The sequence below is a fragment of the Nocardioides secundeburneus genome (genome assembly GCF_039939255.1).
In the GTDB taxonomy this organism is placed as follows: Bacteria; Actinomycetota; Actinomycetes; order Propionibacteriales; family Nocardioidaceae; genus Nocardioides.
The window spans coordinates 272,675-287,930 of record NZ_JBDUUE010000005.1; the positions used below are offsets into that span (position 1 = coordinate 272,675).

The 15,256-nt window shown below is 72.2% G+C and carries 16 protein-coding genes; 10 read left to right on the forward strand and 6 right to left on the reverse strand.

Annotation, left to right across the window (positions count from 1 at the left end; genetic code table 11):
- The 3 genes from gatB to gatC are packed head-to-tail and all read right to left on the reverse strand — an operon-like array spanning position 1 to position 3,334.
- Positions 1-1,494: an Asp-tRNA(Asn)/Glu-tRNA(Gln) amidotransferase subunit GatB gene (gene gatB / locus ABFT23_RS15045; RefSeq protein WP_347896553.1), complete on the reverse strand. Its 1,494-nt coding sequence runs from the start codon at positions 1,492-1,494 to the stop codon at positions 1-3.
- Complete coding sequence (gene gatA / locus ABFT23_RS15050; RefSeq protein WP_347896555.1) at positions 1,494-3,014, reverse strand: Asp-tRNA(Asn)/Glu-tRNA(Gln) amidotransferase subunit GatA; 1,521 nt, start codon at positions 3,012-3,014, stop codon at positions 1,494-1,496. Before gatA ends, gatB begins: the two co-directional genes overlap by 1 nt.
- Positions 3,011-3,334, reverse strand: coding sequence for an Asp-tRNA(Asn)/Glu-tRNA(Gln) amidotransferase subunit GatC (gene gatC / locus ABFT23_RS15055; protein WP_457623523.1), 324 nt, complete (start codon positions 3,332-3,334; stop codon positions 3,011-3,013). Before gatC ends, gatA begins: the two co-directional genes overlap by 4 nt.
- A gap of 73 nt (positions 3,335-3,407) precedes the next feature.
- Here gatC and ABFT23_RS15060 point away from each other — a divergent pair, with 73 nt between their 5' ends.
- From ABFT23_RS15060 to wrbA, 3 genes are read left to right on the forward strand one after another with little or no spacing between them, the layout of a single operon-like run.
- On the forward strand, positions 3,408-4,025 hold the full coding sequence (locus ABFT23_RS15060) for a sulfite oxidase-like oxidoreductase (protein ID WP_347896559.1): 618 nt from the start codon (positions 3,408-3,410) through the stop codon (positions 4,023-4,025).
- Positions 4,022-4,744 carry an FAD-binding oxidoreductase gene (locus ABFT23_RS15065; RefSeq protein ID WP_347896561.1) on the forward strand — a complete coding sequence of 241 codons (723 nt, stop codon included), beginning with the start codon at positions 4,022-4,024 and terminating at the stop codon, positions 4,742-4,744. Before ABFT23_RS15060 ends, ABFT23_RS15065 begins: the two co-directional genes overlap by 4 nt.
- A gap of 52 nt (positions 4,745-4,796) precedes the next feature.
- Positions 4,797-5,387, forward strand: a complete 591-nt coding sequence (wrbA, locus tag ABFT23_RS15070) for an NAD(P)H:quinone oxidoreductase (RefSeq protein WP_347896562.1) — start codon at positions 4,797-4,799, stop codon at positions 5,385-5,387.
- A 142-nt stretch (positions 5,388-5,529) separates the two neighbouring features.
- On the opposite strand, the gene ABFT23_RS15075 is transcribed toward wrbA, so the two are convergent.
- The gene (locus tag ABFT23_RS15075) at positions 5,530-6,183 is read right to left on the reverse strand and encodes a TetR/AcrR family transcriptional regulator (protein WP_347896564.1); all 654 of its coding nucleotides are present in this window, start codon (positions 6,181-6,183) and stop codon (positions 5,530-5,532) included.
- A gap of 78 nt (positions 6,184-6,261) precedes the next feature.
- Here ABFT23_RS15075 and ABFT23_RS15080 point away from each other — a divergent pair, with 78 nt between their 5' ends.
- From ABFT23_RS15080 to ABFT23_RS15090, 3 genes are all read left to right on the forward strand, one after another.
- Positions 6,262-7,419, forward strand: a complete 1,158-nt coding sequence (locus ABFT23_RS15080) for an acyl-CoA dehydrogenase family protein (protein ID WP_347896566.1) — start codon at positions 6,262-6,264, stop codon at positions 7,417-7,419.
- A 250-nt stretch (positions 7,420-7,669) separates the two neighbouring features.
- Entirely contained in the window at positions 7,670-9,058 is a 1,389-nt protein-coding gene (locus ABFT23_RS15085) for a GntP family permease (RefSeq protein WP_347896568.1), read from the forward strand.
- Positions 9,055-9,456, forward strand: a complete 402-nt coding sequence (locus ABFT23_RS15090; protein WP_347896569.1) for a universal stress protein — start codon at positions 9,055-9,057, stop codon at positions 9,454-9,456. The genes ABFT23_RS15085 and ABFT23_RS15090 overlap by 4 nt, the downstream gene beginning before the upstream one ends.
- A 22-nt stretch (positions 9,457-9,478) precedes the next feature.
- On the opposite strand, the gene eutC is transcribed toward ABFT23_RS15090, so the two are convergent.
- Both eutC and ABFT23_RS15100 read right to left on the reverse strand, forming a co-directional pair.
- Positions 9,479-10,204, reverse strand: coding sequence for an ethanolamine ammonia-lyase subunit EutC (gene eutC / locus ABFT23_RS15095; RefSeq protein WP_347896571.1), 726 nt, complete (start codon positions 10,202-10,204; stop codon positions 9,479-9,481).
- The gene (locus ABFT23_RS15100; protein ID WP_347896573.1) at positions 10,201-11,607 is read right to left on the reverse strand and encodes an ethanolamine ammonia-lyase subunit EutB; all 1,407 of its coding nucleotides are present in this window, start codon (positions 11,605-11,607) and stop codon (positions 10,201-10,203) included. Before ABFT23_RS15100 ends, eutC begins: the two co-directional genes overlap by 4 nt.
- Before the next feature lie 286 nt (positions 11,608-11,893).
- On the opposite strand from ABFT23_RS15100, the gene ABFT23_RS15105 reads away from it, so the two are divergent.
- The 4 genes from ABFT23_RS15105 to ABFT23_RS15120 all read left to right on the forward strand — a co-directional run bounded on the left by ABFT23_RS15105 (position 11,894) and on the right by ABFT23_RS15120 (position 15,210).
- Complete coding sequence (locus ABFT23_RS15105) at positions 11,894-12,613, forward strand: SDR family NAD(P)-dependent oxidoreductase (RefSeq protein WP_347896575.1); 720 nt, start codon at positions 11,894-11,896, stop codon at positions 12,611-12,613.
- Positions 12,614-12,677: 64 nt separating this feature from the next.
- Complete coding sequence (locus tag ABFT23_RS15110; RefSeq protein WP_347896576.1) at positions 12,678-13,403, forward strand: SDR family NAD(P)-dependent oxidoreductase; 726 nt, start codon at positions 12,678-12,680, stop codon at positions 13,401-13,403.
- The gene (locus ABFT23_RS15115) at positions 13,400-14,332 is read left to right on the forward strand and encodes a nitrilase-related carbon-nitrogen hydrolase (RefSeq protein WP_347896577.1); all 933 of its coding nucleotides are present in this window, start codon (positions 13,400-13,402) and stop codon (positions 14,330-14,332) included. The genes ABFT23_RS15110 and ABFT23_RS15115 overlap by 4 nt, the downstream gene beginning before the upstream one ends.
- A gap of 35 nt (positions 14,333-14,367) precedes the next feature.
- Positions 14,368-15,210: a polysaccharide deacetylase family protein gene (locus ABFT23_RS15120; RefSeq protein ID WP_347896578.1), complete on the forward strand. Its 843-nt coding sequence runs from the start codon at positions 14,368-14,370 to the stop codon at positions 15,208-15,210.
- Positions 15,211-15,256: the final 46 nt, after the last annotated feature.

A 15,256-nucleotide genomic window follows, 5' to 3' on the forward strand; every position in this document is an offset into this window, starting at 1 on the left:
TCAGGTCAGCTTCTCCAGGACCAGCTCGCGCACGCGACCGGCGTCGGCCTGACCGCGCATCTCCTTCATCACCGCACCGATGAGCGCTCCGGCGGCGGCGTGCTTGCCGTCGCGGATCTTCTGGGCGACGTCGGGGTTGGCCTCGATGGCCTTGTCGACCGCCGCGCCGAGCGCGCCGTCGTCGGAGACGACCGCGAGGCCGCGCTTCTCGACGATCTCCTCGGGCGTGCCCTCGCCGGCCAGCAGGCCGTCGAAGACCTGGCGGGCGAGCTTGTCGTTGATCGTCTTGGCGTCGACCAGCCCCTGGACGGCGGCGACCTGGGCCGGCGTGACGCCGACCTCGGCCAGCTCGACGCCGGCGTCGTTGGCGCGGCGGGCGAGCTCGGCGACCCACCACTTGCGCGCGGCCTGCGGCGAGGTGCCGGCGTCGACGGTCTGCTCGACCAGCGCGAACGCACCGGCTGCGACCAGGTCGCGCATCTCGGCGTCGGTGAAGCCCCACGCCTCCTGCAGCCGGGCGCGCTTGACGGTGGGGTTCTCCGGCAGCGTGCCGCGCAGCTCCTCGACCCACTCGCGCGACGGCGCCACCGGCACCAGGTCGGGCTCGGGGAAGTAGCGGTAGTCGTCGGCGTCGGACTTCGGCCGGCCCGACGACGTGACGCCCGACGCCTCCTGCCAGTGCCGGGTCTCCTGGAAGATCGAGCCCCCGGCGTCGAGGATCGCGGCGTGCCGCTGCATCTCGTAGCGCGCGGCCCGCTCGACGGAGCGGAACGAGTTGACGTTCTTGGTCTCGGTGCGGGTGCCCAGGGTGCCCGAGCCCTTCGGCGAGAGCGACAGGTTGACGTCGGCACGCAGGTTGCCCTGGTCCATGCGGGCCTCGGAGACGCCCAGGGCGACGATGAGGTCGCGCAGCTGCGCGACGTAGGCGCGCGCGACCTCCGGGGCCTTGGCGCCGGCGCCGAGGATCGGGCGCGTGACGATCTCGATGAGCGGGATGCCGGCCCGGTTGTAGTCGACCAGCGAGTAGTCGGCACCCTGGATGCGACCGGTGGAGCCACCGACGTGCAGCGACTTGCCGGTGTCCTCCTCCATGTGGGCGCGCTCGATCTCGACCCGGAAGACCTCACCGTCGACGTCGACGTCCATGTAGCCGTCGAAGGCGATGGGCTCGTCGTACTGCGAGGTCTGGAAGTTCTTCGGCATGTCGGGGTAGAAGTAGTTCTTCCGCGCGAAGCGGCACCACTCGGCGATCTCGCAGTTGAGCGCCAGCCCGATGCGGATGGCCGACTCGACGGCCTTGCCGTTGACCACCGGCATGGCGCCCGGCAGGCCGAGGCAGGTCGGGCAGACCTGGGCGTTGGGCTCGCCGCCGAACACGGCCGGGCAGCCGCAGAACATCTTGGTGTTGGTGTTGAGCTCGACGTGCACCTCGAGCCCGAGGGCCGGGTCGTAGGCGGCGACGACGGCGTCGAAGTCGACGAGGGTCTCAGCCATCACTGGCCTCCTTCGAGGGCCGGGGCCCGGTCGAGCAGGGGGCCGCCCCACTTCTCGGTGAGCGCGGTCTCGAGCGCCGCGCCGACGCGGTAGACGCGGTCGTCGGCGAGCGCCGGGGCGAGCACCTGGATGCCGGCCGGCAGCCCGTCCTCGTCGGCGAGGCCGCTCGGCAGCGAGATGCCGGGCACGCCCGACAGGTTCGCCGGGATGGTGGCGAGGTCGTTGAGGTACATCGCGATGGGGTCGTCGAGCTTCTCGCCGAGCTTGAACGCCGTGGTGGGCGCGGTGGGCGAGAGCAGCACGTCGGCGCGCTCGAAGGCGGCGTCGAAGTCGCGCGTGATGAGCGTGCGCACCTTCTGGGCCTGGCCGTAGAAGGCGTCGTAGTAGCCGCTCGACAGGGCGTAGGTGCCCAGGATGATGCGGCGCTTGACCTCGTCGCCGAAGCCGGCGTCGCGGCTGGCCCGCATGACGTCCTCGGCCGACGGCGAGTCGACACCGTCGGGCAGCACCCGCAGGCCGTAGCGCATGGCGTCGAACTTGGCCAGGTTGCTGGAGGCCTCGCTCGGCATGATCAGGTAGTAGGTCGCGAGCGCGTGCACGAAGCTCGGGCACTCGACCTCGACGACCTCGGCCCCGAGGCCGACCATGAGGTCGATCGACTCCTGGAAGCGCGCGAGCACCCCGGCCTGGTAGCCCTCGCCCGAGAGCTCCTTGACGACGCCGAGCCGGACGCCGCTCAGGTCGCCCGCGGCTCCCTGGCGGGCGGCCGCGACAAGGCCGGGCAGCGGCCGGTCGATCGAGGTGGAGTCGAGCGGGTCGTGCCCGCCGATGACCTCGTGCAGCAGCGCGGAGTCGAGCACGGTGCGGGTGACCGGACCGACCTGGTCGAGGGAGTTGGCCATGGCGACGAGGCCGTAGCGCGACACGCCGCCGTAGGTCGGCTTGACGCCGACCGTGCCGGTGACCGCGCCGGGCTGGCGGATCGAGCCGCCGGTGTCGGTGCCGAGCGCGAGGGGCGCCTCGAAGGCGGCGACGGCGGCGGCCGAGCCGCCCCCGGACCCGCCGGGGATGCGATCGAGGTCCCACGGGTTGTGGGTGGGGCCGTAGGCGGAGTGCTCGGTGGAGGAGCCCATCGCGAACTCGTCCATGTTGGTCTTGCCGAGGATCGGCAGGCCGGCGTCCTTGAGGCGCCGCACGACGGTGGCGTCGTAGGGCGGCACCCAGCCCTGGAGGATCTTCGAGCCGCAGGTGGTCGGCAGGCCCTCGGTGGCGAGGACGTCCTTGACCGCGACCGGGACGCCGTCGAGGGCCGAGCGGGTCGCGCCCTCGGCACGGCGCTCGTCGGCGGCCGCGGCCTGTGCGAGCGCGCCCTCGGCGTCGACGTGCAGGAAGGCGTGGACGGCGCCGTCGACCGCGGCGATGCGGTCGAGGTGGGCCTGGGTGAGCTCGACCGACGTGGTGGCGCCCGTGGCGAGGCCGTCGGCGAGGTCGCTCGCCGACTTCCGGATCAGGTCGCTCACTGCTCGTCCCCCAGGATGCGCGGGACGGCGAAGCGCTGCTGCTCCTGCTCCGGCGCACCCGACAGCGCCTGCTCGGGCGTGAGCCCGGGCACGACGACGTCGTCGCGGAACACGTTGGTCAGCGGCAGGGCGTGCGACGTGGGGGGCACGTCGTCACCGGCCACTCCGCTGATCGAGGCCACGGACTCGAGGATGACCGACAGCTGGGGCGCGAGGTGGTCGAGCTCGGCGTCGTCCAGGTCGATCCGGGCGAGCGTCGCCAGGTGGGCGACCTCGTCACGACTGATCTCCGGCATGGCACGGAGCCTAGTAGCCCGCATCCGCGCATCGCGCGCCTGATCCCTCCGGGCCGTCCACCACCCTGGTCCTCCGGCCGTGAGGCACCATGGACCCGTGCCCGTGACCCGAGGATTCACCGGCCGGCGCCGCGACGGCGCCGTCCGCTCCGACCGCCTCCCGCCCGGCCAGTACGACGTCGGCCGCGACTGGCCGACGCTCACCGCCGAGGCGACGCCGCACCTGGCGCGCGAGCACTGGTCGTTGACCGTCGACGGCCTCGTCGGCACCCCGACCACCTGGACCTGGAGCGAGCTGCACGCGCTGCCGCACTCGTCGTACGACGGCGACATCCACTGCGTGACGACGTGGAGCCGCTTCGACACCACCTTCCGCGGCGTCTCGGTCGACGTGCTGCTCGACGCCGCCGGCCCGCTGCCCGACGCGGCCTACGTGATGGCCCACTCGACGACGGGCTACACGACCAACCTGCCGCTCGCCGACGTCACCGGCGGCCGGGCGTGGGTGGTGTGGGAGGCCGACGGGCGGCCGTTGAGCGACGAGCACGGCGGGCCGGTGCGGCTGCTGGTGCCGCACCTGTACTTCTGGAAGTCGGCCAAGTGGGTCAGCCGGCTCGAGCTCATGGCGCACGACCGGCCCGGGTTCTGGGAGGCCAACGGCTACCACGACCGCGGCGACCCGTGGCTCGAGCAGCGCTACCAGGGCGACCCGTGAGCACGGCCACTGGCGACGTGCCCGCCACGTCCTGGACGACGGCGACCGTCGTCGAGGTCGAGCGGGTGCCGCTGCGCTACGTGCGCCTGCGCCTCGACGTCGCCGGCCGGACGCCGCACCGGCCCGGCCAGCACTACGTCGTCCGGCTGCGGGCACCCGACGACTACACCGCCCAGCGCTCCTACTCGGTCGCCTCCGACCCCGCCGACCCGCTCGTCGAGCTGCTGGTCGAGCAGCTGCCCGACGGCGAGGTGTCCGGTCACCTGCACGACGTCGTCGAGCCCGGCGACGTGCTCGAGGTGCGCGGACCGATCGGTGGCGACTGGTTCGCCTGGGACGGCGACGCGACGGCGATCGCGGTGGGCGGCGGCACCGGCATCGTGCCGATCGTCTCGATGCTGCGGCTCGCCGTCCGGCTGGGGGTGACCGAGCGGCTGCGGGTCGTCGCGGTCGGCCGCTCGCTCGACGAGCTGCCCTACGCGACCGAGCTGCTCGACGCCGGGGCGTTCGTCGCGCTCACCCGCGAGAACCTCGGGTCGCGCGTGGCTGCGCCGCCCTACCCGGAGGAGCTGCGCGACCTCGTCGACCTGCCCACGCCCGTGGAGCGCGCCTACGTGTGCGGCTCGGTCGGGTTCGCGTCGTGGGCCACCCGCACGCTCGGCGAGGTCGGGGTGCTGTCGCGCTCGATCCGGGTGGAGCAGTTCGGCGTGACCGGCTGACCCCACCCTTCGGGTGGTTGAAGCATCACCTACTCGGCCTAGCGTCGGAGCCATGACCAAGCTGACGATCGTGTACTACTCGACCTACGGCACCGCGCACGCGATGGCGTCGCGGCTCGCGGAGACCGCCGAGAAGCAGGGCGCCGAGGTGCGCCTGCGCCGGGCGCGCGAGACCGCGCCCGACGACGTCGTCCAGGGCCAGGAGGCGTGGGCCGCCCACCTCGAGGCGACCAAGGACATCGAGGTCGCCACGCCCGACGACCTCGAGTGGGCCGACGCCGTGATCATGGGCTCCGGCACCCGCTACGGCCACGTGACCAGCCAGCTGCAGTCGTTCATCGACACGCTCGGCCCGCTGTGGCAGAAGGGCGGCCTGGCCGACAAGGTCTACGCCGCGTTCACCTCGAGCAGCACCAAGCACGGTGGCCAGGAGACGACGCTGCTGGCGATGATCACCACCTTCGCCCACTTCGGCGGCATCATCGTGCCGCCGGGCTACACCGACGCGTTGAAGTTCGACGACGGCAACCCCTACGGCGTCGGCAAGGTCGTCGACGACGGCGGGCTGAACGAGACCGACACCAACGCCCTCGACCACCTCGTCACCCGGGTGCTCTCGATCGCCGGCCGCCTCGGTTCCTGATCGACTCGCCGGCAGGAGCCGCGGCAGCTTCCCAGGGACTGCGCGCGCTCCCCAGGTGTCGCTACCCCTGGGAACGTCAGGAAACCCCGGTGCACCGGGTGTTCCCGAGCCGGGTGGGGCAGGTGGGGCGCACCAAGACCGATCATCCGCGGAGCGCGTCCTCGACGAGGGCGGCGACCTCCTCGGACGGCCGGTCGGAGGCGACGACGACGACGGCGGTGCGCGACGGCGCGCCGCCGTCGTCCCATGCCCGGGTCATGGCGAAGACCGAGTCCATCGCGTCGTCGAACTCGGTCGCGGGGTCGTCGGTGGCGCCGCGGAGCCATCGGCGCAGCACGACGTTGTGCCCGGTGACGACGGCGGCGGCGAGCAGCTCGGCGTGCAGGTCGGCGTCGGCGCTGGACATCCAGGCCCGCAGGCGGTCGCGGAACAGGCGCTGGTAGCCGATCATCGAGGCGATCTCACGGTCGCGGAGGGCCGGCACGGTGCGGGTGAGGCGGTAGCGACTCAGCGCGAGCGGGCCCTCGGCGACGTACTGGTCGAGCACCATCCGCGCCGCCTCGACGACGGCGACGCGCAAGGTCGCGGGTCCGCCGGTCGCCAGGCGGGCCTCCATGCGCGACTGCAGCTCGTCGTGCCGCGGGAAGATCACGTCCTCCTTGGAGCCGAACGCGCGGAAGAACGTCGAGCGGCTGACCCCCGCCCGCTCGACGATCTGCTCGACCGTGGTGGCGTCGTAGCCCTGCTCGTCGAAGAGGGCGAAGGCCGCTTCGACCATCCGTTCGCGTGCACTCACTTGGGCATCCTGCCAGGTGCGTGTGACACTGGGTCTCATCTGAGTGAAACCGAGTTTCGATCGAGCGAGGACCCCGCCATGAGCGACTTCGACCTGTTCCGCACCAGCGACGACCACGAGGAGCTGCGCGCCGCCGTGCGCGAAGTCGTCGACAACAAGGTCACGCCCTACGCCGCCGAGGTCGACGAGCAGGCCCGCTACCCGCAGGAGGCCCACGACGCGCTCGTCGCCTCCGACTTCCACGCCCCCCACGTGCCCGAGGCCTACGACGGCGTCGGCGCCGACGCGCTCGCGACCTGCATCGTCATCGAGGAGGTCGCACGGGGTTGCGGGTCGTCCTCGCTCATCCCGGCGGTCAACAAGCTCGGCTCGCTCCCGGTCATCCTCGGGGGCTCGGAGGAGCTGAAGCAGGCCTACCTCCCCCGGCTCGCCCGGGGCGAGGGCGGCTTCTCCTACGGCCTGTCCGAGCGCGAGGCGGGCTCCGACACCGCCTCGATGCGCACCAAGGCCGTCCGCGACGGCGACGACTGGGTCCTGAGCGGCCAGAAGGCCTGGATCACCAACGCCGGCGTCTCGGAGTTCTACACCGTGCTCGCCGTGACCGATCCCGACGCCGGGCGCGGCAAGGGCATCAGCGCGTTCGTCGTCGAGAAGTCCGACAACGGCTTCACGTTCGGGGAGAAGGAGCGCAAGCTCGGCATCAAGGGCTCCCCCACCCGCGAGCTCATCTTCGACCGCACCCGCATCCCGGGCGACCGGATGATCGGCGAGCCCGGCACCGGCCTCAAGCTCGCGCTGCGCACCCTCGACCACACGCGGGTCACCATCGGCGCGCAGGCCGTCGGCATCGCCCAGGGCGCGCTCGACCTCGCCACCGACTACGTCAAGCAGCGCCAGCAGTTCGGCAAGCGCATCGCCGACTTCCAGGGCATCCAGTTCATGCTCGCCGACATGGCGATGAAGCTCGAGGCCGCGCGGCAGATGGTCTACGTCGCCGCCGCCAAGTCCGAGCGCGACGACGCCGACCTGGCGTTCTTCGGCGCCGCGGCCAAGTGCCTCGCCTCCGACACCGCCATGGAGATCACCGTCGACGCCGTCCAGCTGCTCGGCGGCGCCGGCTACACCCAGGACTTCGCCGCCGAGCGGATGATGCGCGACGCCAAGATCACCCAGATCTACGAGGGCACCAACCAGGTGCAGCGCCTGGTCATGGCGCGCCAGCACCTCGCGCGCTGAGCCGCCGCGACGGTGACCTGACGGCGGCGACGGGCTCGACCACAACCTCCACAACGACCGCTTCCTACTCAACGTCCGTTAGTTCTCCAACGGAGACGGACGCCACTCGCGGCGTCCAGCATGGGTCGCACCCTCGACGGGGCGGGTGGGAGCCTGTCCGCGCTCGGGGTCGCCGTCGTCCCGAGAGGAACCATGCCGCACCCGCCTGCCGCCCCGTCCCACCGCACGTCGCGACCCGGGGGCGAGCGCCATGGGTGACGCCCAGACCCTCGGGTCGGGTCCCCTGCTGCTGATCGCCGCCGGCGCGATCGCCGCTCTCCTGGTGCTGATCATCTCGGTCAAGCTGCACCCGCTGATCGCGCTGGTCATCGTCAGCATCGCCACCGCCTTCGCGACGGGCATCGCCGCCGACGAGGTGCTCGACGTCCTGGTCGACGGGTTCTCGAGCACGCTGGGCGAGGTGGCCCTGCTCATCGGGTTCGGCGCCATGCTGGCGCGCCTCGTCGAGACCAGCGGCGCCGCCGAGGCCCTCTCGGACGCCCTCATCGACCGGCTCGGCGAGAGCCGTGCGCCCCTCGCGCTCGGCATCGCCTCGCTGATCTTCGGCTTCCCGATCTTCTTCGACGCCGCCTTCATGGTGATGCTGCCGATCATCTTCACCGTCGCCCGCCGCGTCGGCGGCGGCGTGCTGCTCTACGCCCTGCCCGCGGGCGCCGCACTGACCACGATGCACGTGCTGCTGCCACCCCACCCGGGCGCCGTCGCCGCGACCATCCTCCTCGGCGCCGACGTCGGGCTCGTGATCCTCGTCGGCCTCGTCGTCGCCGTCCCCACCTGGTTCGTCGCCGGCTACGCCTACGGCACCTGGATCGGACGCCGCATCGTGCTGCCCGTCCCGGAGGTGCTGATGGGCGGGCCCCGGGTCGACAGCGCCGACCCCGAGATGCCGCCGGTGAGGGTGCGGACCCTGATCCTGCTGCTCCTGCTGCCGCTCGGCCTGATCTTCCTCAACACCGCGGCGACCACCGCGACGCGCACCGGCGCCATCGACGGCGAGGCGACCTGGGTCGCGCTGCTGCAACTCGTCGGCTCCACGCCGCTCGCACTGCTCATCACGGTGCTCGTCGCCTCCTACGTGCTGGCCCTGCGCCGCGGCGAGAGCCGACGCGCGGTCGAGGACCTGCTCGACAACGCCCTGCGCCCGATCGCCCCGGTCCTGCTCATCACCGGCGCGGGCGGCATGTTCGGCGGCGTCCTCATCGCCAGCGGCATCGGCGACGCGCTGTCGGAGACGCTGCAGGACACCGGGCTGCCCTTGGTGGTCGCGGTCTTCCTCATCGCCGCCGTCATCCGGGTCGCGCTCGGCACGGCGACCGTCGCCATCACGACCTCGGCCGGCCTGCTGAGCTCCTCGATCGTCGAGGCCGACCTCAACGCCGTGCAGGCCGCCGCCGTCGTCATCGTGCTGGCGGGTGGCTCGTCGGTGCTCTCGCACGTCAACGACGCCAGCTTCTGGCTCATCGGCAAGCTCTTGGGCATGAGCGTCGTCGAGACGTTCAAGACCTGGACGGTCATCAAGACCCTCGTCGGCGTCATCGCCGCGCTCCTCGGATCCCTCGTCTACCTGGTGGCCTCATGAACGTCGTCGTCCTCCACTCCGACACCGCCGAGGGCGCGGCCGCCCTCGCCGCCGCCGTGCACGAGGCACGGGTCCGCGGCACCGGCCTGACCGTCCTGTCGACGCTGTCCGGCTCCGACGAGCCCCGCAGCGCCGAGGTCGAGCGCGAGGTCCTCACCGCACGGGTCGCCGGCGACGTCCCCGCCGACGTCGACTGGGACGTCGACCTGGTGGCTCCGGGCGCCGACGCCGCCGGCAGCCTCATCGAGCGGATCGAGCGTCTCGACCCCGTGCTCGTCGTCCTCGGCTCGCGCTCGCGCAGCACCGTCGGCAAGCTGCTCCTCGGCCGCACCCTGCAGCGCATCCTGCTCGACGTCACCGCGCAGATCCTGGTGGTCAAGACGCCCACGCCGGCCTGACCCGCGGCCGGGGCGGTCGCGCTCAGTCCAGGGCGCGGCTGGTGTCCTTGAGCCGGGTCCCGGTGGCCCCCAGCCGGCGCGCCCCCTCCATGAGGGCCGCCAGGGTCCGGGCGGCGTCGGCGTGGGCGAGCCCGTGCGGCGGGTGGATGTTCGACACGCAGTTGCGGGCCGAGTCGGCGATGCCCGGCCCCGGCGCCCAGGTCAGGTAGGCGCCGAGGCTGTCGGTCGAGCTGAGCCCCGGCCGTTCACCGACCAGGGTCAGCACGAGCCGCGCACGGCGCGCCGCACCGACGTGGTCACCCAGCGCGACCCGCGCCTGGGTCGCGACCGTCGGCGGCGCCACCGTCGTGCCGGACGGGAGGAGCTCCCCCAGAGCGGTCAGCACGGCCACCGCGTGCCGCTCGACGGCGACCGAGCTCAGGCCGTCGGCGACCACGACCGCGAGGTCGACCGGCTCGTCGTCGGTCTCGCGCAGCGGGGTGGCCGGACGACGGCCGAGGTCGGGCCGGGCGAGGTAGGTCGCACGGTCGGGCGCGGCCGAGGCGACGACGTCGGGCTCGCCCCGGCCGAGGCCGCGCAACCCCTCCACGACGAGGTCGACGTCGAGCGGACGGTGCACGGCGTCGCGCGCCTCGGCGTGCGCGGCCGCGAGCTCGAGAGCCGCGCGGGTCGACACGGCCTCGCCGTGGCGGGGCAGGCCGATACGGGCCGGTGTGTGGAGCCGCAGCCCCTCCCAGAAGTCGCTCATGGCGCCACCAACGCCGCCAGGGGCGACGTCGCCGGGTCGACCGCCCGGATGCCGCCGTCGGCGGCCAGCAGCCCGACCCGGTCGAGCCAGGCCTCGAACTCGGGCGCCGGCCGCTTGCCGCCCACGCGCCGTGCATACAACGCGTCGTGGAAGCTCGTCGACTGGTAGCCGAGCATCACGTCGTCGGCACCCGGCACGCTGATGACGAACGACATCCCGGCGGCGACCAGCACCGTGAGCATCGTGTCGGTGTCGTCGGCATCGGCCTCGGCGTGGTTGGTGTAGCAGATGTCGACACCCATCGGGACGCCGAGCAGCTTGCCGCAGCAGTGGTCCTCGAGGCCGGCGCGCAGGATCTGCTTGCCGTCGTAGAGGTACTCCGGGCCGATGAAGCCGACGACGGTGTTGACCAGGAACGGGTCGAAGGCGCGCGCGACACCGTAGGCCCGCGCCTCGAGGGTCTGCTGGTCGACCGGGCGGCCGCCGGTACCGAGGTGGGCGTCGGCCGAGAGCGCCGCACCCTGGCCGGTCTCGAAGTACATGACCTGGTCCCCCACGGTGCCGCGCCCGAGGGCTCGTGCCGCGTCGGCGGCCTCGGCGAGCACCGACAGCTCCACGCCGAAACCCGCGTTGGCACCCTGCGTGCCCGCGATCGACTGGAAGACGAGGTCGACCGGCTCGCCGGCCGCCATCAGGTCGAGGGTCGTCGTCACGTGCGTGAGCACGCACGACTGGGTCGGGATGTCGTAGCGCAGCCGGACGTCGTCGAGCAGACGGAGCAGGCGGGCGACCGTCGCGGGGTTGTCCGAGGCCGGGTTGATGCCGACGACGGCGTCGCCGCACCCGAGCAGCAGGCCGTCGAGGACGGCGGCCGCGACGCCAGCCGCGTCGTCGGTCGGGTGGTTGGGCTGCAGGCGTGTCGCGAGTCGGCCGGGCAGGCCCACCGTGCTGCGGAAGGCCGTGACGACCTCGGCCGCGGCGCCCACCGTGACGAGCTCCTGGTTGCGCATCAGCTTGCTCACCGCCGCCACCATCTCGGGCGTGAGCCCGGGCGCGACCGCTGCGAGCCGCGCTCCGGCCCCGGGGGCCGTCGCCACCTCGAGCAGCCACTCACGCAGGCCGCCCACCGTGAGCGCCCGCAGGGGGGCGAAGGCCGCGGCGTCGTGGGTGTCGAGGATCAGCCGCGTCACGTCGTCGCTCTCGTAGGGCACGACCGTCTCCTCGAGGAACGTCGCCAGGGGGACGTCGGCCAGCACCCACCGAGCGGCGACCCGCTCGGCGTCCGAGGTGGCCGCGCTGCCGGCCAGCACGTCGCCCGACCGGTGCGGCGACGCCTTGCCGAGGAGGTCGACCAGCGACTCGAACTCGTACGAGCGGCCCCGGAGCATCTGGGTGTATCTCACGGCGCCTCCTCTCTTCCCACGTCTCGTCGGAGTCTTTGACCGTAAGGCGTGCACGGTCGCCCGTCATCGGTCGATCGACGTATCTCCGGCACCCACCGTGACGACCGGTCGAGACCAGTCGGTCACGGACACGGGTCCGGGACGTAACAGTCAGGTCTCCTCAGGCGTGGACCTCGTGCAGATACGTAGATCGACCGACGCGACCTCACCCTCCCGGTTCCTACGGTCCTCGTCACTCGCCACATCACGAGCGAGCCACCACCAGCACGACGAGGAAGCAGGACGCATGGACAACCTGAAGGGCCGCGTGGCCCTCGTGACGGGCGCAGCCCAGGGCATCGGCTTCGCGATCGCGAACCGGCTCGCCGAGGCCGGCGTCCACGTCGTGGCGACCGACGTCCGCGACCAGTCCGACCTGGGCGAGGACATCACCACCCGCTCGCACGACGTCACCGACCCGGTCCGCTGGGCCGAGGTCGTCGACGAGACCGTCGAGCGCCACGGTCGCCTCGACATCCTGGTCAACAACGCCGGGGTCTCCGGGTACGACCGCCTGCACGAGCTCTCGCTCGCCGAGTGGCAGCGGATCGTCGGCATCAACCAGACCGGCGTCCTGCTGGGGATGCAGTCCGCGCTGAGGCCCATGCGCGCGCAGCGCTCGGGGGCGATCGTCAACGTCTCGTCCATCTGCGGAGCGACGTCGGTCGACGGTGTCGCGGCGTACCACTCCTCCAAGCACGCGGTGCTCACGATGACCAAGAACGCCGCGGTCACCTACGCCCGCGAAGGCATCCGCGCCAACGCCGTGCTGCCGGGCTGGATCCGGACACCCCTGACGCTCGGCCAGACCGACGAGCTCAACGGGGCGTTCCTCGACGCCACCCCGATGGGCACGGGCGGCGAGCCGCGCGACGTCGCCGACGCAGTCTGCTTCCTCGTCTCCGACCGGGCCCGATTCATCACCGGCGTCGACCTGCCCGTCGACGGCGGCTACCTCGCTCGCTGACCTGCCACTGGACACAGTGTCCGACGAAGTATCCCTCCCCACCTCGAACCAGAAGGACCCCACCATGCCCCGTCTGCAGGACAAGGTCGCCCTCGTGACCGGCGGTGCCGTCGGCATCGGACTGGCCACCGCGCGCCTGTTCGCCGAGGAGGGCGCGACCGTGGTCGTCGCCGACCTCGACAAGCCCGAGCCCGATCTCGACGCCGCCCCGGTCGAGTACGCCGAGCTCGACGTCACCGACGAAGTCGCCTGGGACCGCGTCGTCGACGAGGTCGTCGCCCGGCACGGCCACCTCGACGTGCTGGTCAACAACGCCGGCGTCATCGACTACGCCTCGATCGCCGACGTCACTCCCGAGGCGTGGGCACGCGTCGTCGGCGTCGACCAGACCGGGGTCTTCCTCGGCATGCGGTCCGCGTTGCGGCCCATGCTCGCCCAGGGCTCCGGGTCGATCGTCAACCTGTCGTCGGCATGGGGCGTCGTCGGCTCCGACGGCGTCGCGGCCTACCAGGCCGCCAAGGGCGGCGTCCGCGGGCTGACCCGCAACGGCGCGATCACCTACGCCCGGTCTGGGGTGCGGGTCAACACGGTGATCCCCGGGTGGGTGACCACGCCGCTGACCGACGCCCAGCCCGACGACAAGAACGCCGAGGTGATCGGGCTGACCCCGCTCGGCTTCGGCGCCGAGCCGCGCGACATCGCCTGGGGCTGCGTCTACCTGGCGAGCGACGAGTCGCGCTACGTGACGGGCAGCGAGCTCGTCATCGACGGCGGACTGCTCGCCCGGTGACCACCGCCGACAGCGCCATGACCGACGCCACCACCCGACTTCTGGAGGACACCGTGTCTCGTACCATCACCGTCGCCGCCGCCCAGCTCGAGCTGCGCGAGGTCGACTCCTTCGCCGCCTGGGCCGACCAGGTCCGCGAGCTGCTCGACCGCACCACCGGCGCCCGTCTGGTCGTGCTGCCCGAGCTCGTGACCGAGTCGCTGTTCACGACCGAGCCGGCCTGGCGCGACCACGAGATCTCGCAGCTGACCCGGATCGCCGAGCACACCGACGCCTACGTCGAGCTCTTCACCGCCGAGGCCGCCAGCCGGGACCAGTGGATCCTCGCCGGCACCCACCTGGTCGCCACCGAGAGCGGCGGTCACGAGAACGTGGCGTTCCTCTTCGGCCCGGAGGGTCAGGTGCACCGGCACGCCAAGACGCACATCTTCCCGGCCGAGGCCGACTGGGACACCGGGGAGGGCGACGAGCTCGCCGTCTACGACGTCGACGGCGTCACCGTGGGCATCGCGATCTGCTACGAGGCCGAGATCCCCGAGGTCTGCACCACCCTCACCGCCCTCGGCGCCGAGGTGCTGCTCGTGCCGAGCTACACGTTCACCGAGGCGGGCTTCTGGCGCGTGCGCCACTGTGCCGCCGCCCGCGCCATCGAGGACCAGGTCTACGTCGTCCACTGCCCGACCGTCTCCCACCTCGACGCCCCGCTCGCGCCCGGCTGGGCCCGCGCCTCGGTGCTCTCCCCCTGCGACCTGGTGTTCCCGGCGGACGGCGTGCTCGTCGAGGCCGCGACGAACGAGCAGGACGCGATCACCCACGTGCTCGACCTCGACCTGCTGCACGAGAACCGGCGCAGCGGCGCGGCGACGACGCACACCGACCGCGGACGCCGCCGCGACCTCTACGCCAAGTACGCCCACGCCCAGCTCTGACCGCACCCACGCATCGTTCCCGGAAGGACACCGCCATGCCGCTCAACCTGCCCGAGGGCAAGAAGATCGCCGTCAACATCGGGGCCGACTTCGACGCCCACGCCGTCTGGATGGGGACGTTCGGCAAGACCAGCCCGAGCTACCTCAGCCGCGGCGAGTACTGCGCCACCGTCGGCGTACCGCGCCTGCTCGACCTGTTCGAGCGCTACGCGGTGCAGGGCACCTGGTGCACGCCGCTGCACACCATGCAGACGTTCCCCGACGCCTTCAAGAAGATCGTCGACGCCGGCCAGGAGATCGCCGCCCACGGCTGTTACCACGAGTCGGTCCCGACCCTCGACCAGGACACCGAGATCCGGCTCATGGAGCAGACGATCGAGGGCCACCTCAAGCACGTCGGCGTCCGGCCGCGCGGCTACCGGTCGCCGGCCTGGGACTTCACCGAGCACACCCTCGACCTGCTCGAGAAGACCGGCTTCGAGTGGGACTCCTCTCTCATGGGACACGACTTCCAGCCCTACCACCCGCGCCAGGTCGACGTGCGCTGGGAGGAGGGCTCGGTCTTCGGCACGCCCAGCCCGATCCTGGAGTTCCCGGTCTCGTGGTACCTCGACGACTTCCCGGTCGGCGAGTACATCCCCGGCGTGAACCCCGGCCTCGGCTCGAGCGAGGTCATGTTCCAGCGCTTCCAGGACCACTTCGACTTCGCCTACGAGCGCGAGACCAACCCCGTCCTCGCGATCACCCTGCACCCGCAGACCGCCGCCCGCGCCCACCACCTGCTGGGCCTCGAGCGGCTCCTCGACCACATGACCTCCCACGAGGGCGTCTGGTTCGCCTCCCTGAGCGAGATCTACGACACCTGGACCGAGGAGTGACCCGGTCTCGCTCGTCTCGGCACCGCCCGCCCCTCCTCCAGCAAGG